Source organism: Paenibacillus sp. LPE1-1-1.1 (assembly GCF_040676435.1).
Taxonomy (GTDB): Bacteria; Bacillota; Bacilli; order Paenibacillales; family Paenibacillaceae; genus Pristimantibacillus.
The window spans coordinates 183,557-209,246 of record NZ_JBEGHY010000046.1 but is presented as its reverse complement, the minus strand read 5'-3'; the positions used below and the strand labels follow the sequence as shown (position 1 = coordinate 209,246).

The 25,690-nt window shown below is 47.7% G+C and carries 20 protein-coding genes; 15 read left to right on the top strand and 5 right to left on the bottom strand.

Annotated elements, in window-relative coordinates; translation table 11 throughout:
- Positions 1-20 precede the first annotated feature (20 nt).
- From MRBLPE1_RS31710 to MRBLPE1_RS31685, 6 genes are all read left to right on the top strand, one after another.
- Positions 21-2,234, top strand: coding sequence for a helix-turn-helix domain-containing protein (locus tag MRBLPE1_RS31710; RefSeq protein ID WP_364154280.1), 2,214 nt, complete (start codon positions 21-23; stop codon positions 2,232-2,234).
- A gap of 291 nt (positions 2,235-2,525) precedes the next feature.
- Complete coding sequence (locus tag MRBLPE1_RS31705; RefSeq protein WP_364154133.1) at positions 2,526-3,494, top strand: ABC transporter permease; 969 nt, start codon at positions 2,526-2,528, stop codon at positions 3,492-3,494.
- Positions 3,495-3,506: 12 nt separating this feature from the next.
- A complete protein-coding gene (locus tag MRBLPE1_RS31700) occupies positions 3,507-4,406 on the top strand; it encodes a carbohydrate ABC transporter permease (RefSeq protein WP_364154129.1) in 900 nt (299 codons plus the stop codon).
- A gap of 109 nt (positions 4,407-4,515) precedes the next feature.
- The gene (locus tag MRBLPE1_RS31695) at positions 4,516-6,168 is read left to right on the top strand and encodes an ABC transporter substrate-binding protein (protein ID WP_364154126.1); all 1,653 of its coding nucleotides are present in this window, start codon (positions 4,516-4,518) and stop codon (positions 6,166-6,168) included.
- A gap of 83 nt (positions 6,169-6,251) precedes the next feature.
- Positions 6,252-8,570: a glycoside hydrolase family 3 N-terminal domain-containing protein gene (locus MRBLPE1_RS31690; protein WP_364154123.1), complete on the top strand. Its 2,319-nt coding sequence runs from the start codon at positions 6,252-6,254 to the stop codon at positions 8,568-8,570.
- Complete coding sequence (locus MRBLPE1_RS31685; protein ID WP_364154120.1) at positions 8,558-11,698, top strand: alpha-mannosidase; 3,141 nt, start codon at positions 8,558-8,560, stop codon at positions 11,696-11,698. Before MRBLPE1_RS31690 ends, MRBLPE1_RS31685 begins: the two co-directional genes overlap by 13 nt.
- A gap of 125 nt (positions 11,699-11,823) precedes the next feature.
- Here MRBLPE1_RS31685 and MRBLPE1_RS31680 read toward each other — a convergent pair whose 3' ends face one another.
- Positions 11,824-12,702: a tetratricopeptide repeat protein gene (locus tag MRBLPE1_RS31680; protein ID WP_364154118.1), complete on the bottom strand. Its 879-nt coding sequence runs from the start codon at positions 12,700-12,702 to the stop codon at positions 11,824-11,826.
- A gap of 27 nt (positions 12,703-12,729) precedes the next feature.
- On the bottom strand, positions 12,730-13,695 hold the full coding sequence (locus MRBLPE1_RS31675; protein WP_364154116.1) for an ATP-binding protein: 966 nt from the start codon (positions 13,693-13,695) through the stop codon (positions 12,730-12,732).
- A 227-nt stretch (positions 13,696-13,922) separates the two neighbouring features.
- Between MRBLPE1_RS31675 and mutT the strand changes: the two genes are divergently transcribed.
- The 5 genes from mutT (at position 13,923) to MRBLPE1_RS31650 (ending at position 18,541) form a co-directional block, all read left to right on the top strand.
- The gene (gene mutT / locus MRBLPE1_RS31670) at positions 13,923-14,306 is read left to right on the top strand and encodes an 8-oxo-dGTP diphosphatase MutT (protein WP_364154113.1); all 384 of its coding nucleotides are present in this window, start codon (positions 13,923-13,925) and stop codon (positions 14,304-14,306) included.
- 95 nt (positions 14,307-14,401) lie between these two features.
- The gene (locus MRBLPE1_RS31665) at positions 14,402-15,199 is read left to right on the top strand and encodes an alpha/beta hydrolase (protein ID WP_364154110.1); all 798 of its coding nucleotides are present in this window, start codon (positions 14,402-14,404) and stop codon (positions 15,197-15,199) included.
- A gap of 208 nt (positions 15,200-15,407) precedes the next feature.
- Positions 15,408-15,860, top strand: coding sequence for an ATP-binding cassette domain-containing protein (locus MRBLPE1_RS31660; protein WP_364154278.1), 453 nt, complete (start codon positions 15,408-15,410; stop codon positions 15,858-15,860).
- A gap of 391 nt (positions 15,861-16,251) precedes the next feature.
- A complete protein-coding gene (locus MRBLPE1_RS31655) occupies positions 16,252-16,461 on the top strand; it encodes a hypothetical protein (protein ID WP_364154107.1) in 210 nt (69 codons plus the stop codon).
- 184 nt (positions 16,462-16,645) lie between these two features.
- Complete coding sequence (locus MRBLPE1_RS31650) at positions 16,646-18,541, top strand: ATP-binding protein (RefSeq protein WP_364154104.1); 1,896 nt, start codon at positions 16,646-16,648, stop codon at positions 18,539-18,541.
- A 99-nt stretch (positions 18,542-18,640) separates the two neighbouring features.
- Here the strand turns inward: MRBLPE1_RS31650 and MRBLPE1_RS31645 are convergent, their stop codons facing one another.
- A complete protein-coding gene (locus tag MRBLPE1_RS31645; RefSeq protein ID WP_414698949.1) occupies positions 18,641-18,883 on the bottom strand; it encodes an NHLP leader peptide family RiPP precursor in 243 nt (80 codons plus the stop codon).
- Positions 18,884-19,225: 342 nt separating this feature from the next.
- Here MRBLPE1_RS31645 and MRBLPE1_RS31640 point away from each other — a divergent pair, with 342 nt between their 5' ends.
- Positions 19,226-21,136 carry a HAMP domain-containing sensor histidine kinase gene (locus MRBLPE1_RS31640; RefSeq protein WP_364154099.1) on the top strand — a complete coding sequence of 637 codons (1,911 nt, stop codon included), beginning with the start codon at positions 19,226-19,228 and terminating at the stop codon, positions 21,134-21,136.
- Positions 21,137-21,162: 26 nt separating this feature from the next.
- Here MRBLPE1_RS31640 and MRBLPE1_RS31635 read toward each other — a convergent pair whose 3' ends face one another.
- Positions 21,163-21,411 (bottom strand): NHLP leader peptide family RiPP precursor, encoded by a 249-nt coding sequence (locus tag MRBLPE1_RS31635; RefSeq protein WP_364154097.1) that lies wholly within the window; start codon positions 21,409-21,411, stop codon positions 21,163-21,165.
- Between the two features lie 114 nt (positions 21,412-21,525).
- Positions 21,526-22,461 (bottom strand): hypothetical protein, encoded by a 936-nt coding sequence (locus MRBLPE1_RS31630; protein ID WP_364154094.1) that lies wholly within the window; start codon positions 22,459-22,461, stop codon positions 21,526-21,528.
- Positions 22,462-22,834: 373 nt separating this feature from the next.
- Here MRBLPE1_RS31630 and MRBLPE1_RS31625 point away from each other — a divergent pair, with 373 nt between their 5' ends.
- The 3 genes from MRBLPE1_RS31625 to MRBLPE1_RS31615 all read left to right on the top strand — a co-directional run bounded on the left by MRBLPE1_RS31625 (position 22,835) and on the right by MRBLPE1_RS31615 (position 25,677).
- Positions 22,835-23,404 (top strand): hypothetical protein, encoded by a 570-nt coding sequence (locus tag MRBLPE1_RS31625; RefSeq protein WP_364154091.1) that lies wholly within the window; start codon positions 22,835-22,837, stop codon positions 23,402-23,404.
- 80 nt (positions 23,405-23,484) lie between these two features.
- Positions 23,485-24,567 (top strand): Gfo/Idh/MocA family protein, encoded by a 1,083-nt coding sequence (locus MRBLPE1_RS31620; RefSeq protein ID WP_364154088.1) that lies wholly within the window; start codon positions 23,485-23,487, stop codon positions 24,565-24,567.
- Positions 24,568-24,663: 96 nt separating this feature from the next.
- Positions 24,664-25,677 (top strand): substrate-binding domain-containing protein, encoded by a 1,014-nt coding sequence (locus MRBLPE1_RS31615; RefSeq protein ID WP_364154086.1) that lies wholly within the window; start codon positions 24,664-24,666, stop codon positions 25,675-25,677.
- Positions 25,678-25,690: the final 13 nt, after the last annotated feature.

Here is a 25,690-nt window from a genome sequence, read left to right as displayed (position 1 = left end):
TGATACAAGGGTTGAACAAAATGTGGTTTCGCCGTTTGTTGTTATCGTATCTACCGGTCTTTTTTATCGTAACGATGATTTTGTTTGTCGTTTTTTTCCAAACTTTAAATGAACAAAATCGAAGAGAAGCGATAAAAGCAAATGATTTTTTGGCGCAGCAGGTCATTCTCTTTACGGATAATTCATTAAAGGCAATCGATTATCAGGTTGTGCGGGAAATATTGACGAATCCCGATATCAGCCGTTTTTTTAGCAGAGACAGCGTAGACGTAGCTGCAAACATTCAAGCGCTTAAAGTGATGGATGAATTGAAATTCAATTACCCGATTATAGATTCCATTTATTTCATGCGCTTCAAGGATCAGTTTATTTTTGGAGATGTTCCGAGAACGTACGAGGATTTCCAGGATAAATCGTTTATTGAGAACTATGAGGAGCAGACAGGCGGAGCAAATTGGACGGGTGAGCGCAAGTATAAAGCATTTACCAATTCCGAGGTCGATGCCGAAAACGTTATTACCTTAGTAAGAACAGCTCCGTATAATATGGGTGTTAAGCAGGGTTATTTTGTTGTGAACGTCAGCTTAACGAAGCTGCACGATACGATTAGCCGGATGTACAACTCGGATATAAGCTTTGTAAGCATGATCGACAAGGAAGGCCGGAATTTGCTGGGGGAGGAAGTTGATCCGTCCGCCACGGGCCCCGTCTTATCGAAATATACTTCCCCGTATACAGGCTGGGAGATTAACAGCGGCATTTTGGACAAGAACGGCCTGAAATTCGTGCTCACCTTTTACAATGTGTGGGTCGTATTCGCGATGGCTGTCGTGGTGTTCGGCATTTTGTGGGTTATTTACGTGACCAAACGGAACTATCAGCCGATCCAGCAGCTCGTGTCGCTCATTCAGACGTATTCGTCCAAAAGCGAAGGAACGGGCGCCGCGTCCGAGAGCGAATTTATTTTTATTCAAAACACGCTTGAAAACTTAATGAGCGAAACGAAGCAATTCCAGCAGCAATACCGGGAAAAGCTTATTTTGCAAAAGAAATACCATTTTCATCAGGTGCTTGAGGGTGCCGTACAATTAACCGATGAAGCCTGGATTGCCGAGCTCCGCGGCTATGATTTGGACGTAAAAGGGAAAATATCGACCGTTCATGTCATTGAAATCGATGATTATTTCGCATTTCAGGCGATTTACAATCAACGGGACCAATCGTTGCTGAAATTTACGTTATACAGCGTTATCCATGAGACGGCCAAAAACCTTGGCGTTACGGTCTGGGCGGAATGGACGACCGAGCGCCGGGTATCCTTCATCCTCTGGCAGGAGCCAGATGCGGATGCGATGGAGAAAAACGATTATATTATCCAGGAATGCCGGACTTGGATCGAGCAAAATGTCAGCTTCAATATTACGATCGGGCGCGGAGAACCGGCGAATACGCTGGAGGAGCTGCGCGGCTCTTACGAAAAGGCGAATTATTGCCTGCAGTATAAAGCCGTTCTGGGCAGCAACCGGATCATCACCTTGGAAGATACCGTCAGGCCGCAGACCGAAATTCAAGAGTATTTTAAAACCATTTATTTGCTTTCCCAGTCGCTGCGCCTTGCCGAAAATGATTGGCTGAAGCATTTGAACGTATTTTTCGATCAAATCCGGGATTCGCTGCTGCCTCGCAAAGAGATCGAAAGCCTGCTGCAGTTTTTCGTTCATCATTTGGAGGGCGAGGTACTCGAATTATCGAAGGAATATCGCAATATTTGGCGGGCCGTTCAGACGGATTTACGGGAATTGGCCATGCGGTGGGATAACCTCGATGATTTGCAGCAGGGCTGCAGCAGCATTTTCGCCATGATGAACGAGAAGATGCAGATGCAGAGGGATTCGCACAGCAACAAGGCGCTTATTATGGAAATAAGGGCGTATATTGAAGAAAACTATGCGAACTCCGAGCTGTCGCTCGATTTCTTGAGCACGAAATTCCAGCTAAACTCCAAATATTTGAGCAAAATGTTCAAGGAAGAGTTCGGGGAGAATTTTGTGGATTTCCTCATTGGCCTCCGCATTGCGAACGCAAAGCAGATGCTTTTGGAGACACAAAAGCCGATGCAGGAAATTAGCAGCGAGGTTGGTTATTATAATTACAATTCCTTCAACCGCGCCTTTAAAAATGTCGTTGGCCTATCCCCCCGGGACTTCCGGAAACAGCTAGGGGAAAGCAGTTAAATCCGAAACAGAGCCTTGAGAGCGGAGTTCCGCATTCTCAAGGCTTTTTTGGTTGCTTGGAAAGGCGCGGACTGCTCATGCATCGCGCTGCGGGAATTATGAATGGTTTGTGAAAAATGCATGAATCGGCTTAATTGGCGGTATATTGCGCTTATTCAGAAAAAGGTGGGGTACGGGAAACTTACGAATTGATGAAGTTTTCGTAAAAGGGCTAGAATCGAATTGTGGACCAGGACACGACCGACTACTGCAAGAAGTGCTTCGTTAAATTGCTGCAAAGGAGAGCTGCGAATGAATCATGCACAGGTGAATGCGTTAGAAAATACGGAGCTTCACAATCTAAAATTCAAAAGTAAGCTTACGACGTGGAAAAAAATAAAGAAACATTGGGAATTGTACTTTTTGGTTCTTCTGCCAGTCCTCTATTTAATTATTTTCAAATATGTGCCGATGTTCGGCGTGCAGATCGCCTTTAAAGATTTTAACGTCGTGCAGGGCATCTGGGGCAGTAAATGGGTAGGGCTTAAGCATTTTGAAACCTTTTTCAGTTCTCCGAACTTTTGGCTGATCATTAAAAACACGTTAGGAATCAGTTTCTATTCGCTTCTTGCAGGCTTTCCGATTCCGATCATGCTGGCACTTGCCTTAAATGAAGTGCGTACGGGGAAATTTAAAAAATCGGTACAAATGGTTACTTATGCGCCTCATTTTATTTCTACGGTCGTTATGGTTTCGATCGTTATGCTGATGCTTACGCCTCATGTCGGTGTCATTGACCGGTTGTTTTCTTTCATGGGCTGGGAAATGACCAACTTCATGGGCGTTCCGGAATTTTTCAAATCGATTTACGTATGGTCGGGAGTTTGGCAGGAAATGGGCTATGCCTCCATTATATATATTGCGGCGCTCGCCAGCGTCGATCCATCGCTGTACGAGGCGGCAAGAGTAGACGGTGCCTCCAGATGGAAAAAAATTATTTATATCGATCTTCCGTCGCTGCTGCCGATTACGGTTATTATGCTCATACTCAGCCTCGGAAGCGTGATGGGCGTCGGCTTTGAAAAAATATACCTGATGCAGAACCCGCTCAACTTAAGCTCCTCCGAGGTTATATCCACTTACGTGTATAAAGTAGGGCTCGTGGGCGCGAACTTCAGTTTCTCGTCAGCGGTCGGCTTGTTCAACTCCGTCATCAATTTGATTTTGCTGATGGTGGTTAATGCCTTTGCGAAGAAAATTTCGGAAACAAGTTTATGGTAGGGAGGGATGAACATGATCGAAACAAAAAAAATTAAAGAACCCTTTGGCGATCGCATGTTCTTGTTAGGTATTTATATCTTTTTGACGCTGCTTATGTTAGCCGTTATGTATCCGCTCCTCTATATTATTAGTTCATCCTTCAGTTCGCCTAGAGCCGTCGTATCGGGACAAGTATGGCTGCTGCCCGTGGAGTTCAGCCTAAAGGCGTATAAATCGATCTTTAACAGCTCGCAGCTTATGTACGGCTATTACAATACCATCATTTACACGGTTTTCGGTACGTTGATCAACTTGGTATTTACGGTGCTGCTTGCTTATCCGTTGGCAGTCAAAAGCTTTTACGGCCGAAATTTTGTCATGATCCTCATGATGATTACGATGTTCTTCAGCGGCGGACTTATTCCTACTTATCTCCTCGTCAAAGATTTGGAAATGCTGGACACACGCTGGGCGATGTGGCTGCCGGGCGCTTTCTCGGTATTCCAGGTCATCGTGGCGCGAACATTTTTTCAATCTTCTATTCCGCACGAATTGTCTGAAGCGGCGCAAATTGACGGCTGCAGAGATATAAGGTACCTGGTCAGCATCGTGCTCCCGTTGTCAAAGCCGATTCTCGCCGTAATGACCCTCATGTATGCGGTAGGCCACTGGAACGCGTACTTTGACGCTCTCATTTATTTAAGATCGGAGAATCTGTTCCCGCTGCAATACGTACTGCGAAACTTGCTTATTCTAAATGCGTCAGATCCGGAAATGCTCGCGAACACCGCCCAGCAGGCGCGGGTGCAAGGTTTCGAGCAGGTGCTGAAATACGCATTGATCGTTGTAGCTTCGGTACCGGTGCTCATTATGTATCCGTTCGTGCAGAAGCATTTCGTGAAAGGCGTCATGATCGGATCATTGAAAGGTTAAGCGGATTTTCATTTATAATAAGGAGGTGATGCGGCGAGCCCAAAGTGCGAAGTTAGGTTCGTTAACTAGAAGCAATGTTTGTGTAACTACCATTTTAGGAGGGGTCCAAATGAAAAAAACATTTTTCGGCATGCTTGCACTCATCATAAGCCTTACATTGGTATTGACGGCTTGTGGGAAAAGCAATGAGGGTAACAATACTTCTACTAACACCGGAGATACAAATACAACCGAAGAAGCGGGACCGGTTACGATGACATTTTTTGCTCCCCAAGGCAAAGCACCCTTAGAAGACAACACCTACACGAAGCATGTTGAGGAAAAATTCAATGTCAAAATAAAATGGGATTTGGCTCCTGCGGATGCGCTGACGGACCGCCGACAATTGCTGCTTGCGAGCGGTGATTATCCGGAAGTATTCCTAGAGGGGAAATTCACGCATACGGATTTGCTGACTTACGGCAAGCAAGGCGTTTTCCTTCCGTTAAATGATTTGATTGATAAGTATGCCCCGAACATCAAAGCGATGATGGAGAAGAAATCGTATTTTAAAGATGCGATTACGGCAACAGACGGCAACATTTACGCCCTTCCGCGTTTAAATGAATGCTACCACTGCACCTTCTCTCAAAAGTTTTGGATGAATAAAGAGTGGCTCGATAAGGTAGGCTTAGCGGTTCCGACTACGACAGACGAGCTGTATACCGTGCTGAAAGCTTTCAAAGAAAAGGATCCGAACGGAAACGGAAAAGCCGACGAAATTCCGCTTACGGGCGCACCGAACAAAAACGTATGGAACGGGAACATCGACGCTTATTTAATGAATTCCTTCATCTATAACGATAATGGCAAATATTTGACATTGAATGACGGCAAAGTAGACTTTGCAGCTAACAAGGAAGGCTGGAAGCAAGGCCTCATTTACATGAACAAGCTGTACAAGGAAGGTCTGATTGACCCGGCTTCCTTTACGCAAAACGATCAAGCGATCGGCCAGCTTGGCAATCGCGAGGGTGACGAAATCGTAGGCGCGATTACGACGGCACTCGTTAGTTACTTGGTCAATCCGTACGATGATAAGATAACAAGACATAAGCACTGGGTCATCGTACCGCCGCTTAAGGGACCAGAAGGCGTGCAGCTGGCGGGCGCTTCGCAGGGCATCAGCGAATTCCAATTTGCGCTAACGAACAAAGCATCCGAAGCGCAGCAAATCGCTGCGATCAAAATTATGGATTATGCCTTCAGCGAGGAAGGCGCGATTAAGAGCGAATATGGATCGGAAGAAGGCATTGGCTGGAAAACAGCAGAAGCCGACGAGAAAAATATCGACGGTCAGCCTGCTAAATATAGCTTCAAGGGAACTCCGGAAGCCGATCCGGACGTTATCCGCAACGACAGCTGGGTTTTGATGGGGCCGAAGGATTTGACGAAGGAGTTCCGCGACCTGTTTGCTGTAGGACAGGATCCACTCTCTGCAGACGGCTACGAAACGCGGCTTGCGCAGGCGACTAACGCATTTGCTCCTTATTCGCCAAAAGAAATTTACCCGTCCGGCGTCTTTATTCGTCCGGAGGATACCGATGCCGCTTCGCAATTGACGACATCGATCCAAGACTATGTAACAACGAACATGGCGCAATTCATTATTGGCAGCAAAGACATCCAGAAGGATTGGGATGCTTACGTGAAAGGCTTTGACGGCTTGAACCTTGCTAAATATATTGAGATTTACAGCAACGCGATCAAAAAAGAAGAATAGGCAAGACAAATTGCGGGCAGGAAGTATAACCTTCGGGTTTACTTCCTGCTGCTATATACGGAGCATGATAAGGAGAGACAACCATGAGCTACAAGGATTCGTCGCTGCCAGTCCCGGAACGGGTAGAGCATTTACTGAAGGAAATGACATTAAACGAGAAAATTGGCCAGCTGCTGCAACCGTTTGGCTGGAAAACATATGCAAAAGAAAATGGAAAGGTCACGCTGTCGGAGGATTTCCGGGAGCAGGTGAAGAGCGGCGGAATCGGCTCGTTATACGGCGTGCTGCGCGCCGATCCGTGGACGGAGGTTACGCTTGAGAACGGGCTCTCGCCCGAAGAAGGGGCAAGGGCGGTCAATGATATCCAGCGCTATGTGATCGAAAACTCGCGGCTCGGCATACCGATTCTATTTGGAGAGGAATGCTCGCACGGCCATATGGCTATTGGCGCGACCGTCTTTCCCGTCCCCTTGTCCGTAGGCAGCACCTGGAACATCGATCTGTACCGCGAGATGTGCCGGGCCATTGCGCTCGAGACGAGAAGCCAAGGCGGAGCAGCTACGTATTCGCCGGTGCTCGATGTCGTGCGCGATCCGCGCTGGGGCCGGACGGAGGAATGTTTTGCCGAGGACCCTTATTTGATCGGAGAGCTGGCGGTCGCGGCAGTGGAAGGGCTGCAAGGAGATCGGCTGGACGCGGAGAACAGCGTGATTGCAACGCTGAAGCACTTCGTAGCTTACGGCAGCTCAGAGGGCGGTCGCAATGCGGGGCCGGTCCATATGGGCATGCGCGAGCTGCATGAATCGGATTTGCTTCCCTTCCGCAAGGGCGTGGAGGCAGGAGCGCTTTCCGTAATGACCGCATACAACGAAATTGACGGCATTCCCTGCACCTCTAATGCTTATTTATTACAGGAGCTGCTCCGTGAGCAGTGGGGCTTTGACGGCTTTGTCATTACGGATTGCGGCGCGATCAACATGCTGGCTTGGGGGCATGACGTCGCCGAGAATGGCGAGCACGCGGCCGTGCTCGCTCTGAAAGCCGGCGTTGATATGGAGATGTCGGGCGAAATGTTCGGCAAGCATCTGGAGGCGGCCGTGCAGCATCAATTGCTCGATGAAAACGTGCTGGATGATGCGGTTAGACGCGTATTAAGCATAAAATTCAAGCTTGGGCTGTTCGAAAATCCGTATGTTAATCCTGAAAGAGCGGCAGAGGTGATTGGCTGCCCAGAGCATGTCCAGCTCGCCAGGCAAATCGCGCAGGAGAGCATCGTGCTTTTAAAAAATACGGACCAGACGCTGCCGTTAAAGAAAGATACGCGTAAGATCGCCGTTATCGGACCGAATGCTAACCATATGTATAACCAATTAGGCGATTATACCTCGCCCCAGCAGCGCAGCCAGATTGTTACGCTGCTCGACGGTATGCGAAATAAGCTGGGCAGCAATGCGGATGAGCAACTGCTGCATGCGCTTGGCTGCCGGATAAAAGGCGATGCAAGAGAAGGCTTCGAGCATGCGATTGCCTGCGCGGAGCAGGCAGACGTTGTCGTTATGGCTATCGGCGGTTCAAGTGCGCGGGATTTTGGCGAAGGCACGATTGATCTTCGGACAGGCGCATCAGTGGTCACCGAGCATGCATGGAGCGATATGGAATGCGGCGAAGGGATCGACCGTGCAGGACTTAGTCTGCTTGGCGTTCAGCTGGAACTCGTTCAGGAAATTTATAAATTAGGAAAGCCGGTCATCGTCGTCTATATTAACGGCCGCCCGATCGTCGAGCCATGGATTGACGAGCATGCTCACGCGATCGTCGAGGCTTGGTATCCCGGGCAGCAGGGCGGCAACGCGATTGCCGATATTTTATTCGGTGACGTAACTCCTTCCGGCCGTCTTACGGTTTCCGTGCCTAAGCATGTGGGACAGCTGCCTGTCTATTACAACGGCAAAAGAAGCAGAGGCAAGCGGTACTTGGAAATGGATAATAAGCCGCAGTATCCGTTTGGCTACGGGCTTAGCTACACAGAATTCCGGTACGGGGGCTTGCAGGTTTCTCCGCGGCAAATCGGTCCGGACGAAGAAGCCACCGTCCAAATCGAAGTAACTAATGTCGGTCAGGCAGCGGGCTCGGAAGTCGTGCAGCTGTATGTGACGGACAAGGTCAGCTCGGTAACGCGTCCGAATAAGGAGCTGAAGGGCTTCCGCAAGGTGCATATCGAGCCCGGCGAGACGAAGACGGTAACGTTCGCGATTTCGCGCGAGCATCTGCAGCTTATCGATCAGAACTATGAACCGGTCGTTGAAGACGGAGAGTTTATCATTATGGTGGGAAAAAATGCCGAGGATGTTGTCAGCGGAAGTTTAACGGTAAAGGATGAGGGACAGCGATGCATAGAATAAACCGTTTTTTGAAGAAGCTGGCGGGCCTGCAATGGCGGGAGACGATCCCGCTTCCCGAATGGGAAATGAGGAAAGCCCGTTATATCGTGCCTGGCGTTTATGAATATGATTCAGAGGATTTTTTCGTCCAGACGATGGATCCTTTGAACAGCACGCAGGGCGTGACCTATTTTTTGCGGAAGCAGCTTGAAATTCCGATTGCTTGGCTTTCCGATCCGATCGGCCTGATCGTGAACGGCGGGGGCGAAGGGATGCTGAAGGTGAACGGCGTTCCGCATCATGGCATAGACAAAAACCACTCCTATGTCCCGCTGCACATGGAGGGAGTCAGTTTGAATCCCTATATCGAAATCGAGCTGTATGATCCGATTCCGGAGCCGGCCGATCCGTTAAACGCCCAGGCGACGATCAATCCGCCTATGTCCTATATCCGCATCCAGCTTGTCCGCGTGAATAAACCGTTGCAAAGCCTGCTGTATAGCATTCAAGCAGCTTATGAATCTGCATTGCTGCTGCCTGAGCAGGATTTAAAAAGGCTGCGGATGAAAGAAGCCTTGTATGAAACGATGGACGAGACCGAGCGGCAAATGGATATCGGGAGCCTCGAAGGGGATTGGCTGCAGCTTTTGGAGAATCGGCTTGCAGAGAAGGTCAAAGCGTTCGCAGCTGCACCGGGCGCGAACGGCACGGTGCATATGGTTGGCCAGTCCCATATCGACATCGCCTGGCTGTGGCCAGTGAGGGAAACGGTTCGTAAAGTCAGCAGGACATTCTCCACAATGAATACGCTGATGAAGGAATATCCGGATTTCGTTTATACGCAGAGCCAGCCGCTGCTGTATGCTTTCGCCAAAGAGCATTATCCCGAGCTTTATGAGCAAATCAAGCAGCGCGTTGCCGAAGGACGCTGGGAGCTGGTTGGCGGCATGTGGGTCGAGCCGGATTTGAACATTCCAAGCGGAGAGTCGCTTGTGCGTCAAATTTTGTACGGACAGCTCTTCTATAAAGAGGAATTCGGCAAAACCTCCAATATCGAATGGCTGCCCGATACGTTTGGCTATTGTGCTTCCCTGCCGCAGCTGCTGAAGCTGGCTGGCGTCGATTATTTTATGACAACCAAATTAAACTGGAATGACACCAATCGCTTTCCACATGATCTATTCCACTGGGTCGGCATTGACGGCACGTCTGTCTTATCCTATTTGAGTCATAGCTTGAACGTGAATACGAGACCGAAGGACATACATGAGCATTGGGAAGCTTACCGGCACAAAGACAAGCTGGATGAGCTGATGCTGCTTTACGGCCACGGAGACGGCGGGGGCGGCGTGACTAGAGAAATGGTGGAGCTTGTGGAGCGCTCCGAGATGATGGTCGATTTGCCCAGCAGCCATTTCAGCACGGCAGCCGAGTTTTTCGGAAACGCCTGGGAACGGCGGAAGGAACTGCCGAAGTGGCATGGCGATTTATATTTGGAACTGCACCGCGGCACCTATACGACGCATGCGCGCAATAAGCGGAGCAACCGGAAAGCGGAGGTGCTTTACCGGGAGGCGGAAATGTGGAGCAGCATGGCCCGGAGCGCCTTCGAAGCTGGCCAAGCGGATAAGGTGCAGGCGGCGCTTCATGAGGGCTGGAAGCTCATTTTGCTGAACCAGTTCCATGACATTATTCCGGGTACGGCTATACCGGAAACGTACGTTACTTCTGCCGAAGAGTACGAGAAGGTATTCAAGCTTGGCCATGCATGCTTGGAGCAATCGCTGGCGGCACTCGCAGGGAGCATTGACGCGCAAGGGGAAGGCATTCCATACTTCGTATTCAACAGCTTAGGCTGGGCAAGAGATGAAATCGTACAGATCGATGTCGATGAAGCGCAAGAGGATTTCGCGGCATTCGATCAAAACGGCGAACGGCTGGAAAGCGATATTTTGCGCCATGCTGCGTCTAAGGGAAAAGTAACGCTGGCAGTAAGCGTGAAAGCCATTCCAGCCTTCGGCTATACGACCGTTTGGCTGAGACCGTCACAGCCGGCGGAGACGGCGATTATTCCGGCAAAGCTGGACCGCTCATGGGAAACGCAGCATTACGTTATCGAATTCAACGAGGCAGGCGAAATCATAAGCTGGTACGATAAGTCTGCAGAGCGCGAAATGATTTTGGCCGGAGGAAAAGCAAATGAATTTCAGCTTTTCTTCGATAAGCCGTTATCTTGGGATGCCTGGGATATCGATCCTAGATTCGAATCGCAGCGCGCAGGCGCTGCTCGGCTTCTGAGCAAGGAGGTTATCGTTCAAGGGAAAGCGCAGGACGTGCTTCGTTTTAAGTGGCAGCTGAGCCGCTCCGTCATTATACAGGATATTATTTTCTACCATGACAAGAAGCGGGTCGATTTCAAAACCAACGTCGATTGGAAGGAAGAGCATAAGCTCCTGAAGGTCGCGTTTCCGGTCGATATCGTAGCCAGCAAGGCGACCTATGAAATTCCGTTCGGCGCTTTGGAGCGTCCGACGCATACGAATACGAGCTGGGAGCAGGCGCAATATGAGGTTTGCGGACACCGCTTTGCGGATTTATCCGAGGGAAATTACGGAGTAAGCCTGTTGAATGATTGCAAATACGGCTACGACATAAAAGACAGCACGATGAGGCTATCTTTATTGCGCGCTCCGAAATGGCCGGATCTAACCGCAGACCAGGGAGAGCATGAATTTACGTATTCGCTCTACCCGCACGAGCAGGATTGGCGCGGCGCCCATGTCGTGCGGAGCGCGATGGAGCTTAATCATCCGGTACGGGTAACGGAAGGCCATGCCGGGTCCGCGATGGAAGCGGATCGCCAAGGCCAAGGCAGCGCAAGCCCGACACGTCTGGAGCTGCTGCCATTTGAAAGCAAGCATGTCATTTTGGATACGATGAAGACTGCCGAGCGGGGCGAAGGGACGATTTTTCGCCTATATGAATCGGCTGGAGGACGTGAGCAGGTTACGCTTCAGCTGCCGCCGGCAGCAAAGGAAGCGTATGTCGTCAATTTATTGGAGGAGGAGCTGCATCAGCTGGACATTCAGGATGGGAGTGTACAGCTGAGCTTTAAGCCCTTTGAAATCCTAAGCGTTCGCGTGCGATAAGGCGAAACAGGCGGGGGAACCCGGTTTCCTGAAAATAAGAAACACCGCTCCGCTTCGAAGGATCTTCCGAAGCATGAGCGGTGTTTCTTATTTATGGGGCTTAGCTGAACGATAGGGACTCAAATTTATCTTCGAAAGTTCCAGCCGAATAGTTTGACATGCACGAGCAAGCGGGTGATCCAGTAGGTGGCGTAATAAAGAATTAAAAATGCGATCATCAGCGGTCTGAATATGATCCAAAGCGTGATCCAGCCGAGTAGAATCTGCCATGGCTTCATTTTTTTCATGAGGTTGCTCGGAAACAGTAAAAACTTGAACACCTTATACGTTTTCTGCAGACCCTCCATATATTCCTTGCGAATTTGCTTGTCGTCGGGATCGAGCCGGATTGCGTTTTTCAGCATGATCAGATAGTCGTCATAGTCATTCCGTCTCTCGGCGGACCAGGCAAGATACATATAGACAAGCTCGGATTCTACTTCCAGCCGCAAAGCCTGGTTAGCTAGCATTTTAGACTCGGAGAAGTTGCGCAGCAACGCTTCGTTATAACTTAGATTAGCGAGATAAAGGGCATTTTCGGGCGATAGTTCAAGCGCCTCCAGCAGTAAGTCCCGAGCCTCTGCGTATTTGCTTGTCTTATTGTAAATATTGGCGAGCAGGAAAAAATAATGGGGCTCATAGGGATCAATCCGCTGTGCCTCGGCGATGGATTCGAGCGCGGCCTTCCACTTCTCCATCGTATAATACGTATTGCATTGAACGAACCATGCAAGTTCATTTTCCGGATCATGGCGGAGCGATTCGCTTACCCAGTGAAGCGCCTGCTCATATTCGTCTTGGTAAAGAGAAACCCTGCCGAGAAGCGCATAGGCGTAGGGATCTTCAGGCATATCTTGAATAAGCGACACAGCCGCTTTCCTTGCTTCATTTAGCTTTTTCCATTCGATCAGCTTTTCAATTTCCTGGTAGCGCCTATTCTGCAGCTCTTCTTCTAATTCATACATGGCGGTAGCTTCCTCGCTATAACGTAATTATTTCAACCCGTTCTGCTTCATGTAATCCAGAACGATTTGGTAATCCTGGTTCACGTCGCTGAATGTCGCGTAGTTCTTGGCGGTCGCAAACCAATCGAGCGTCGTTGCTTTCCGATGCTTGGACGCTTTCTTCAGGTCATCCTGCGAAATAGGCTGGATTTCACCGGTTTCGAGCGTTCGCTCCAGCGCGCCTTCAACGGCGTCCTTCACGATCTGCTCCAGATCCGCACCGGAGAAATGTTTCGTTTCCTTTGCTATTTTGCTCAAATCGAGCGGGGAGAGCGGTTTTCCTGCCAGCTTTAGCTGCAGGATCGCTGCACGCTCCGATTCCTCCGGCGGCGGTACAAAGATCATATGATTAAACCGGCCGGGCCTGCGCAGCGCCGAGTCGAGGTACCAAGGCGTATTCGTCGCGCCGATGACAAACACTTGATCATTAAACGTGCGGAGCCCGTCAAGCTCCATTAGAAGCTGGTTAACGAGGATACGGTCATGATGCTGCCGCATCTGATTACGGCTGCCGCCCATTGCATCGAGCTCATCGATAAAGATCACGCAGGGCTTATTCTCACGGGCCTTTTCAAAAATATCATGCAAATTGTTCTCGCTTTGCCCGACGTACATGCCAAGAATCGCTTGCAGCTCGATATGCATGAAATTCGCATCGATTTCACCCGCAACCGCCCGGGCAAGGAAGGTCTTGCCGCAGCCTGGAGGTCCATAAAGCAATAAGCTTCCGCCGGCTTCCTTCCCGTACGCGGCGAAGAGTTCAGGCTGCTTCAGCGGCAAAATAAAGTTCATTCGGATTTTTTTCTTAACGTCTTCAAGTCCGCCAACATCGGCAAACGTTTCTTCGGGCTTCTCGGATTCTACCAGATCTTTGCCGTTATTATCAAAACGAAGCACTTTCAGCTTGTTACGGCGGCGATCGGCGAGATCGTCGCGGTCATTGTAATCCGACATAGCCATCATCCTTATCAATACAAATTTGTTATTAGTGTACCAAATTTCTTTCATAGATTGGGCATTTTTATGAAAGTAGGTAAAATAAGAGAGAGTTCGGGCTTCAGTGATCCATACGCTTATTTTGCGCATAGATCGGCATATCACGTATGATAGAAGCCTATCCGTAAGGCTGCGCAGCAAGCAAACGGATATAAATCAGTGTATAGTTGAGGATGTGTGTTTGAATGATTCGGGTCGCGGCAGCCATTATTGAAAACGAGCAAGGGTTATTGCTGATTGCAAGGCGCAAACCCGATAAATCCCAGGGAGGCCAATGGGAATTTCCTGGAGGCAAGCTGGAGGAGGGCGAGTCGCCTGAGGCATGTCTTCGTAGAGAGCTAATGGAAGAAATGGGCATTGAAATTGCCGTAGGCGCATTTTTTGGACAACATGATCATGATTACGGCGCTGTCCACATTCAATTAATCGCTTATCAAGCCCGGCATGTCGCTGGGGAGATCAGATTGGTGGACCATGATCGATATGAATGGGTAGAAGCGAAGCAGCTGTCGAATTACCCTTTCGCTCCAGCGGATATCGCCTTTGTGCATAGGCTCATGGAATCGTAACGAGGCTTGATTCGAGCCGTTCAGCCGATGCGGAGATAGCGTGGAAATCGCAACATTGGAACATGAGTATGCTTAGATAAAGGGAGTGCAAAGAGATGAGACAGAATTCACAGGCTTTGTCAAAACCGAAGCAGGGCCGCAAAGTAAAAGTGCTTATTTGGTCGGCAGCCATCCTGCTGGTGCTATTATTAACGCTTGGTATCGTATATCAATTGATGGTGTATCCGCCGTCCGCGGATGCGAAAGCCGCTATGAAAAGCGATAAACAGGTCACCGTAAGCATAGGCCAAGCCGGTTACCGCTTTGAGCCGGCAGCAGGCGCAGAGGCGATGGTTCAGCCTAATGTTATCTTTTATCCGGGAGGCTTGGTGGATCCCAAAAGCTATGCTCCTTTGGCCCGCAAGCTGGCTGCGGCCGGCCACCGGGTATATATCGCCAGCATGCCGCTTAATTTGGCTTTTGCAGGCCAGAACAAAGCAGATGCTTTCATTGCCGGGCATCCGGAGGATCGTTATGTAATAGGCGGCCACTCGCTTGGCGGCGTGTTCGCATCGCGGTATGCCGCGGAGCACTTGGATCAAATCGACGGCGTTTTCTTTCTTGCGGCCTATGCGGATAAGACAGGGAGCTTAGCAGAAGCCAAGTTTCCCGTCCTGCAGCTGACCGCCTCGAACGATGGGGTTATGAGCCCGGAGGATTGGGACAAAGGGAAGTCTTTTATGCCAAGCCAAACGGAATACGTTACGATTGAAGGTGGAAACCACGGGCAATTCGGCTCGTATGGCGCGCAAAAAGGCGACCAGCAGGCCAGCATAGCTCCGCAGGAGCAGCTGGATCTGGTAAGCGGAGCGCTGCTCGGTTGGATGAAAGGGATTCAAGCAGGGAAGCAATGATTAGAAGCTGCATTCTCATTACAACTATTATTGGATGCACAAGGAAAAGAAGCTGTCTCCTAGGGGTCAAGGACCACGGGAGGCGGCTTCTTTTTTTGCGCAAACGCGCTGTCCTAATGCTTTGGACAGGCGCGAACCATTTAGGCTTGACCGATATGGTTCTTTTACGGCGATTAAAGATATTTCTTTTAAGCTGGGGTGGTAAAATATACGCCTGCTAGGTAGGAACGGCTCGGGAAAAACGAGCTTGCTGTCGATCCTGGCCTCCTTCCGGGAACAGTCGAAAGGCACAGTAACCATTGGCGGAGAGGCACCCTTCGAAAATGCGCGAATCATGGAGCAGGTCTGCTTTATTCAAGAAAGCGGCTATATGGCTGAGAGCATCAATGTCCGGGACACATTAAAGCTGGCGGCAAGCTGCTGGCCTAACTGGGATACCGAATATGCGCAGCGTCTTATCAAGCAATATGAGCTTTCTATGAAGAAACGAGTATCCTCGCTTTCCCGAGGCATGAAATCAGCTCTTGGCGTAATATTATGTGCTGAATGTGGCGCGGCATATGATATACAGCTTCCGATGGACCTTTGTCTCTTACTGGCTCATCTATATTGCGATTTTTGTAGGCCTAGCCATTTTAAAGAACTCCAATGCTGTCATTGATGTTGAGTTTGGTTTGCAAGGCGTTTGGGAAAGTGCATCCGTATCACCCAAAATTTTTCCTATGGTCATCGGCATCATACTGACCCCGCTATCATTAGCCAGCTTTGTTTCCAACGGTGTAACGAGGAAACATTTCATAGGCGGCATGATTCTAGTCGTAACCGCAGTGTCCACTTTATTCGGACTCACCATGACGGCTGGTTATCTTGTTGAGCAATTCGTTTATAATCAAAATCATTGGACGCTGGAGCTGCAAAATCCGCATCTCTTTACATCTTCCGCGTAGCCGGTCTGGATTTTTTTCGAATACTTTTTCTTATTCTCTGTCTATTTTGGCAGCGGATGGCTGATCGGCTCCGGATTTTCCCGTTTTCATTGGCAAATGGGCATCGTGTTCTCGATCATCGCGCTATTGTCAGCTATGGCCATGGAGGCTGTTTTATCGTCTGATTGGACCGGGAAGCTGCTGCAATCGGTATTAGATGTAGAGCGAAATTCGCTAGCGGTTGTTGTCCTGCTTGCCGTTCTCGTGCTGGCTTTCACGATGGCCATGAATTATTTCCTCCTTCACCGCGTGGCGATTAAGAAAAGGACCTATTAAAGGAAATGGGCAGGCTGCCCCCAATGATCACGGTGATCGGCGGGAGCAGTCTTTTTTTTCGTAACTGAGATGTAATGATTTACTATTTATTTTTATTAGCAGTAATATAGTAGAAGGTGCTTTATCGAAGATTGTCGAATTACAGTTCAATAGAATATTTTGTATTTTAAATTAGAGGTGCTGTATGAAAGCTATACATAGATTTTTAACGCTCCTTGTATTGGTGCTGTCCACCGCCTCTTTAGGCTTAGCAACGACTTCACATGCGGGATCGAACACGACGACAATTTCAGATTGGGAAATGATGTGGGAGGAGGGTTTGACTCCTTCTATTGAAGATACGGCTTCTAAGAGGAATGCCGGACAATGGCAATCCTTCACATTCGAGGACTCGCTGCCCGTAAAGCCTGAGGATATTCAATCCGCGTGGCTCAGATTCCAACTGCCGGAGTACGATTTGGCGAGGCCTGCTGTCTTAATTACAAAGCTCACGGCAAAAGACGTTATGATCTATATCGGGCAGAAGCTCGTTTATGAATCTCATAGAAATTATCCCTTTAATAAAAATGAGATCCTGCTGTCATTAAGCGAGGCCGAATCGAATGAGATGGTTTATATTTATTTGCAGACGGATTCGGACTGGCTCGGCTTAAAGAAACAGCCGTTGGTTGGCGAGGAGCAAACGCTTAGCAAAGCTTTTATGAAAAAGGAAGTTTATGATGTTATCCTTGGAGCGGTGCTTCTGTTTGTATCTCTCGCATTGCTTCTCTGTTTTATTTTTTTGAATAAGACGTACTTGAACGGCCTAAGCTCCCTTTGCATCGTCATCCTATCAATTAGTCTAATGATCCTCTCGTTAGCGCCTTATGTACATACGATGTATAGCGAGTATGGGCGGGTTATATATTATATGTTCGACATCGGTTCCTGTTTATTGATGCCTTCTCTATTCTTCTTTTTCGAGAGCATATTCGGCAAGGGGCCATGGCGTATCATTACTCGTTTCAGAAAGCTGCAAGTCGTTGTTTCCGCGGTTAGTATTGTATGTTTATTTCTTTCTTTTTCGTCCAGCGAACTCGGAAGCTTGTATACTTCGGTTACGATTGTTACCTTTGGCTTGACGGTCATCTTTGGCAACGGCTTGCTCTTTGTTTTGTTAATTCGGTTTTGCCTGCAAAAAAACAAAGAGGCGCTTATTATTACAACAGGCTTTGGTATTTTCGCCGCAATCGGTATTGCAGAAGTCATATGGTATTTCATTAATGATATGAATTACGAGATGATCTATTGGAAATGGGGCATTTTAAGCTTTATCGTTTCACTTGTGTTTATTCTTGCGAGAAGAATTATTCAAAATTACGATCAAGTCGTAAAATATTCAAAACAGCTTGAGGTGTTCAATAATGAGCTTCAACGCTCGGAAAAAATGGAAATCATTAGTCAGCTGGCCGCTTCGGTAGCCCATGAAGTGCGCAACCCCTTACAGGTGACGAGAGGGTTTCTTCAAATTCTGGGAGAGAGCACCAGAAGCGAGAAAGAGAAGGGTTTCATGGGGCTGGCCATTGAAGAATTGGACCGGGCCTCGGAGATCATTACAGATTTTCTTATGTTTGCGAAGCCGCAGCATGAACAGACGACAATTTTAGACGTTGCTGAAGAAATCCAGAAAATCGAGGCAATACTTGTTCCTATGGCGAATATGCAGGGAGGCGTAATCGAGGTCGATTTAGCTTCTGATTTGTACGTTCAAGGGAATTCGTCGAAATTCAAGCAAGCGCTGATCAACATTATTAAAAACAGTATTGAAGCCCTAAATAAAGATGGAATCATCACCATCAGAGCATACATCAAAGATACCGACACTGTGGTGATCTGCGTCAAAGACAATGGTGAAGGAATGAACGAGATTGAATTGAAAAAGCTGGGGGAGCCCTATTATTCCAAGAAAACAAAAGGAACGGGCTTAGGCTTAATGGTGACGTTTCGAATTATTGAGGTTATGAAGGGAACGATCGTATTTACCAGCGAAAAAGGGATTGGAACGGAATCGCTTATCCAATTCCCATTAGCAAAAAAATAGCGCTGTCTGCCTTCTTTAGAAGGCAGGTCAGCGCTTTTTTAAATTCAACGCGAAACGAGCTTTTGCCGCCAAAGGGATGGCGACAGCCGTTTGCGCGGTCTATTGCCAAGCAGCTTCTACGGAATCGTCGGCGCTTTTTACGACTGTAGGGCTTTGCGGAAGGACTAAATAATATTTATTTGCCGTCTCTTCTACGACTTCCACTTCGATTGAATCCGGTACATCAATGCCAAAAGCCTCTTTCACCGCTGCTTTAGGATCCGCAAGGAGTTGTTTCTTGAATTCTGCATCTTCCCATGCTTTTTGAATGATTTTTTCTTGCAATGTTTGCTCTGCGGTCACATTGATCATCCTTCCGAATATGTATAAGACTAACTTCCTAATTGTAACAGTAAATTTCGACATAATCTATATAAAAAATCAAATTCCGACATATAATAGATACTATAGAACCTTTAAATGGGCGTAATATTATGAAAACCGGTCTATAAGACCCTGGTGTTCAATGTTATTTCCTCCCGTATGACGTATACTAGAATGAGATATTTATGTGTATATAGGATAAATTTTCTTCAAATTATTATTTTTGGCAAAAAAGGTAACGTTGGAAGGAACTAAATCGAAGATTGTCGAAATACAGTGAATTGAAGTGTAGTATTTATATTTTTTTCATAGAGGTGCAATATGAAAGGTTTATCTAAATTTGTATTTGCGGTCATGCTTTTGTTTATTTTAACCTCCTACTTTCTGGATAAACCTACCTATGCCTTTTTGGATTCGCCTGCTGTGGCCATAACAGAGTGGGAAATGATGTGGGAAATCAACCCTGACTCCGTGCTTTCGGATGCGGAGTCCGAGGTTAGGGAAAGGGACTGGTTTGCTTTCTCTGAGGGAGAGGAGCTTCCCGAAGCGCCGGAGAACATTCAAGCCGTATGGATGCGGTTCGAGATTCCGGCCTTTCATTTAACGAGGCCGACGCTTGCGATTAATAATCTGAACGGAAAAAAAATATCCATTTATATAAATGAGAAAATGGTTTACGAATCTGATCGAACGTATACGAACAACAGCAATCAGATTATAGTGCCGCTGCAATGGAATGAATCGAACCAAATAGTTTATATAAAAATAGACAGAAAAGTAAAACCGCTGGGCATGCAGGGCAATATCGTATTGGGAGAATACCAGCAGCTTGAAAAAGAAAATATGAAAAAAGGGATATTGGATGTTATTTTAGGAGCGGCACTGGTGTTTATTGCAGCTGCGATGCTCCTTTGTTTATTATTTATTCAGAAATCATATTTTATTGCCGCGAAGTCATTGTCTTTCATCATTTTGTCCATTGGGATGATGATCTTAACTTCTACACCCTTTTTAGATATTTTGTATCCCGATTTAGGCATGATTCTATATCATTCGTTTGATATTTCTTCTACGCTGCTCATGCCGTCTATTTTTATCTTTTTCGAGAAAGTATTCGGCAAGGGCCCCTATGGGTTAATTACGTTTTTTAGAAAGCTGCAGGCGGGTTTTGCCGTCATCAACATTATGTTCTTTATCGTCGGCTTCCTATCGAATGATGTTAGAGAATGGTACTCTGCTTATGGTGCATTTGCCTTTGCGGGTTTGCTTCTTGTCAGCAACGTCCTTCTCATCGTTTTGCTTATTCTGTATTGCAAGCGAAAAAATAAAGAAGCGATTATTATATCCGCCGGCTTTGGTTTATTCGCTTTTATAGGCGCGGTGGAATTGGGATGGTATTTTTATAAGAAAATGGACTATAACCTGTTCGTATGGAAATGGGGAGTACTTTGCTTTCTATGCGCGCTCGTTATTATTCTTATTCGTCGCAGTGTTCATAATTATGAGCAAATCATTAAATATTCGAAGCAAGTGGAAATTTTCAATAACGAGCTGCAGCGGTCGGAGAAGATGGATATCATTAGCCAGTTAGCCGCATCGGTAGCGCACGAAGTGCGGAATCCGCTGCAGGTTACGAGGGGATTTCTGCAAATTATCGGCGGAAAAGCAACAGAGGAAAAGGATAAAACCTTTATGACGCTGGCCATTGAAGAGCTTGATCGCGCATCGGAGATTATTACGGACTTCCTGACCTTCGCGAAGCCGCAAATCGAGAACACGGCAGTGCTGAACATTGGAGAAGAGCTGCAGCAAATTGAAGGGATCCTGGTTCCGCTGGCTACGATGCAGGGCGGTGTTATAACCGTCGATTTGGCCGATGAGCTGTATATCCACGGCAATTCCTCAAAGTTGAAACAGGCACTCATCAATATTATCAAGAACAGCATTGAAGCATTAGGCCAAAACGGAGTAATCCATATTCATGCGTATGAGGATAAAGATCATAACAGCGTAGTTATACAAATAAAGGATAATGGGGAAGGGATGAACGAGATTGATTTAAAAAGACTTGGCGAGCCCTATTATTCCAAAAAATCGAAGGGAACCGGCCTCGGATTAATGGTAACTTTCCGTATCATAGAGGTTATGAAGGGAAACTTGCGTTTTACCAGTAAAATAGGAGTCGGAACCGAGGCGGTCATTACATTTCCAAACGAGAAAAAACGCCCTTAGCTGCAATGGCAGCGGGCGCTATTTTTTTATTCATTAGGCCATCTAGGGAAATCTACCTGTGCATCGTTATTAACCTCAGCCGGGCTTTGCGGCAGCACGAAGTAAAACTTATTAGCCGATTCTTCAACGACTTCGACTTCAATTGTATCCGTAACGTCTACGCCAAAAGCATCTTTGACGGCTGCTTTCGGATTGGCGATCAGTTGCTTCTTGAACTCGGCGTCTTCCCAAGCTTTTTGAATCACTTGGTCTTTCAGTGTTTGTTGTGCGGACATGACAATCACCCTTCCGAATATGTATAAGTTTTCCATACTCAGTCTATCATGTCTTTTCGACAAATTCTATATCATTTTTCAATTATTCGACAAATTATATAACTTTTGTATCTTTTATATAGCGGAATTAAATAGGAAGTAGTTAAAACCGCCCTTGAGCAGCTGCTGCTTGTTTGATTCTATCGTCTCATAGGTCTGGTGCAAATGAATGAGTATGAAATTATGGAATGCCTCTAATTCGGCCGATCCTGCTTCCAATTCCAGCAGCTTCGCATGATTATCAGCCGCATGCTGAACATACTTCTTCATGCAGCCTCGAATATAGATGGCATTTTCAGCTTCCTTTTCAGTTAGCGGGGTGTCAGCTGCGGGTCTGTCGGCAGCGATCATCGCCAATAAACCGTTATAGCTGCCGTCTGCAAGATCAACCTTCCAATCTGCGTAATCATCAGCCATCTGCAGCGTCATCAGCACAATATCAATTGCATGCTCCAGCTTCTCAATGAGCTCCGTACGATCCGTTAACAGCAGAGCGCCAGTGCAGGCGATTTTGACGGGGCCGGCTTTGCCGGCCGTCCGAATGGGATTCCGGATAAAATAATCGTCGCGCTGCTCATTCGTTACGCTTTCGGCCCAGGTCGTCACATAACGGTGATAATAGCTCCAAAACAATGAATGCGAAGGAAATAGCTCACGGAACACGCTAAACATCTCAAGCATCAGCAGATTGCCGAGCGCCAGCTGTTCCTTCCATCCTGAGGAAGGCTGGCTGTCCATCACATCATCCTGAATGAAAAAATAAAGCATCCCATATACATTAGCTAAAGCGAGCTTTTGGCACTGCGAATCGTTGATTCCGCTGGGCTCTTGAACCCAGTAGGGAAGCAGGCTGCAAATATAATCTTTGCCGCTTTCCTTCTTAACCGGGTTGAACTTATCCGCGTAAACTAGACCAATCGTATTAAGCGGCTCGGGAAAAAGGGCAATGCGGGCTTCAGCCGTCCTGTAAACATGCGCCAACTGTACTTCATAACGGGTAAACCATTCCATGTAAACGCCTCCGCTGCAAATAGATATACGTGAAACAACTATACTAAATGAAGATTTGTTGCATATAGATAGGTTATGAACGGTGTCAATCTTTTCCTACTATATCATTTAGCTTGCAAGAAAATCTTAACATTTTTTTAAGCAAGAGGGAGAAAAGGGCGAGTTGCTTATTGAGTAAAAAGAGAAAATCCAGTAATATGAAGTTAGGTTATGAAAGTAGAAGAGGTTGGTAGACGGCCCTCTGTCACACTATACTTACAGAACTGGACTAAGGTCGGGGATAGGCCTATTACCTGAGCAGGTTTAGAATTTCGTTCTCCTGCATTAAAGTTAATACCTAGATGAAAGTTCTTTAATGTGGAGGTAGTACGGCATGAATAGAGATAGGGAAATTTATGTGCTCTTAACGAACACGGGGACATTATTTTCGAAGACAATTAGATGGTATACGAAGAATATGCTGAATCACGCGTCAATCGCTTTTGACAGCGATCTGAACGAGGTTTACAGCTTCGGCAGAAAGAATCCGAACAATCCTTTTTTTGCAGGTTTTGTGAAAGAGGATGTCCGAGGCGAGTTTTTTGAGAATTCAACCTGCGCTTTATACAGATGCACGATTAGCCATTGCTCCTATATAAATATAAGAAATCAGATTCATTACATGGAAAAGAACCGCGATCAATACAAGTACAACCTGCTTGGCATGTTCGGCATCATGCTTAACATTGAGATGAAACGGGATTACGCTTATTTTTGCTCACAATTCGTGGCCTCTGTCTTTGAGGAAAGCGGAGTGAACCTGGTCAATAAGCCTTCATTGTTCGTTACCCCGGCTGATCTGGAGAACACTTCTATGCTTGAGTTAGTCTACCACGGCAAGCTGCACACCTATACAGGCGTCAAAGAAGAAATTAAAGCGACTGGCACGTTCCGAACAGCGTAAAAGAGATCTCTCATGCGGGGGGTCTTTTTCTTTTATGTACCCTCACCCCATCATTTTGAAACACGGAGGCTGAATTTAATATGTCTACTATAAATTTTGGTATCGTCGGCGGAGGCTGGCGGGCGGGATTTTACATACGAATCGCAAAAGCGCTGCCTGAGCGGTTTCGCATTCATACTATCCTTGTCAGAGACGAGCAAAAGGGCCGGGAGCTTGAAGCGAAATGGGGAATAAAGACCGTGCGCACGCTTCAGCAATTTACGGCGGAAGCAAAGCAGTTCAGCTTCGCTGTTGTTTCCGTGCCCCGGACGGCTGCCCCGGATATCATCCGCGAATTAGCGGAGCTTCGCATACCTGTTCTTGCGGAGACGCCACCGGCTGTCGATTTGGCAGCACTTTCCGCGCTATGCGGTTCATTGCCGAAGGATGCAAAAATACAGGTAGCCGAGCAATATTTGTTCCAGCCGATGCATGCCGCCCGTATTCGAATCGCAAAATCAGGCAAACTGGGAGAGGTGTCTCAGGTACAGGTGTCGGCTGCCCATGATTACCATGGAATCAGCCTAATCAGACAATTGCTCGGCGTTGGGTTCGATACCGCGACGATAAGCGGCGAGCAGTTTGAGTCCTTGCTCATGAAAGGCCCGAGCAGGCAAGGCGATCCGCTCGAGGATCAAACGGTTCAGTCGGTGCAGCGGATCGCTACTTTCCGTTTTGGCGGCAAGCTGGCCCTGTACGATTTTACCGGAGATCAGTATTTCTCATGGATACGGCGCAGCCGCATGCTCGTAAGAGGCAGCAAAGGCGAGCTGGCCAATAATGAAATTAGCTATTTAGAAGATTACGCTACGCCTATTTATACGGAGCTTCGCAGGGTGGATACCGGCCATCATGGCAACTTGGAGGGATATTTCCATCGCGGAGTTATGGCGGGCGGGGAGTGGCTGTACAAAAACCCGGTTGCTCCCGCGCGATTAAGCGATGATGAGATCGCGATCGCAACCTGCTTGCTGCATATGGGGGATTATGCGGCCGGAGCGAGGCCGTCCTTCTATAGTTTGGCCGAGGCTGCGCAGGATCAGTATTTGGCGCTGTTAATGGATCAAGCGATCACAACGGGCCAGACGGTTAAGACGGAAAAGCAAGTCTGGGGCGAGCTTTAATTGCATTGTAAAATTTATTTGCTTGTATGTTAAAATAAACGCAGCCCGCGAAAGCGGAGCAGCGTTTTATTTTTTTGTGAAAGGGGTTACACCGGCGTGAAGAAAATACTGCTCATATATGGATTGCTCATCGTAACGTTCATGCTGTTCGTTTTTTATAACCAGAATGTCGGTTACCGCAATGCCGACCCGAATCCGTGGGAGCAGATGGATGAAGGGCTGCGCGGCACCATTGACGAGAAATACGTGATGGTGACCTTTTTATCCGGTATCGAGTATTGGAAAACGGCGATCAAAGGATTCGAGGACGGCGCGCAGGCGCTAAACGTGTCGGTCGAGTATCGCGGCGCGACGCAGTATGATGTAAACGAGCAGGTGACCGTCCTTGAACAGGTTATCGCCAAAAAACCGGCAGGCATCGCCCTATCGGTCATGAATGCGCAAGCGCTTACCGGCACCATCAATAAAGCGGTCGAAGCCGGGATCCCGGTCGTGCTGTTCGACGCAGGCGCGGACAAGAGCAAGGCATATTCCTTTCTGGCTACAAACAACTACAATGCCGGGGTTACGGCAGCGCATAAAATGGCCGAGCTTATTGGCAATCAAGGCAAGGTCGCCGTCGTGACGCTGCCTAACCAATTGAATCATCAGGAACGGACGGTTGGGTTCCAAGAGACGATTTTGAAGCAATATCCGGAAATAGAAGTAGTCGCGATTAAAGACGGCAAAGGCGATCAGCTTGTATCGGGGCAAATGGCGGCTGATGTGATGAAGCAGCATCCAGACATGAAGGGTTTTTTCATGACGGAGGCGAATGGCGGTGTAGGCGTCGGCAAAATGATGCAGCATAATAACGGCGTAAAGCTCATCAGCTTCGACACGGATAAAGGGACGCTGGATATGGTGAAAGAGGGCACAATCGCGGCAACCCTTGCCCAAGGAACATGGAATATGGGGTACTGGTCCCTGCAGTTTTTATTCCATCTCCATCACAACATGACAGGGCAAAGCGCCACTGCAGTCATGGGCGGATCGCCGCTGCCGAAGTTCGTGGACACGGGTATCACCGTCGTCACGCAGGACAATGTCGACAGCTTCTATGCGAAATAACCGAGTACAGATA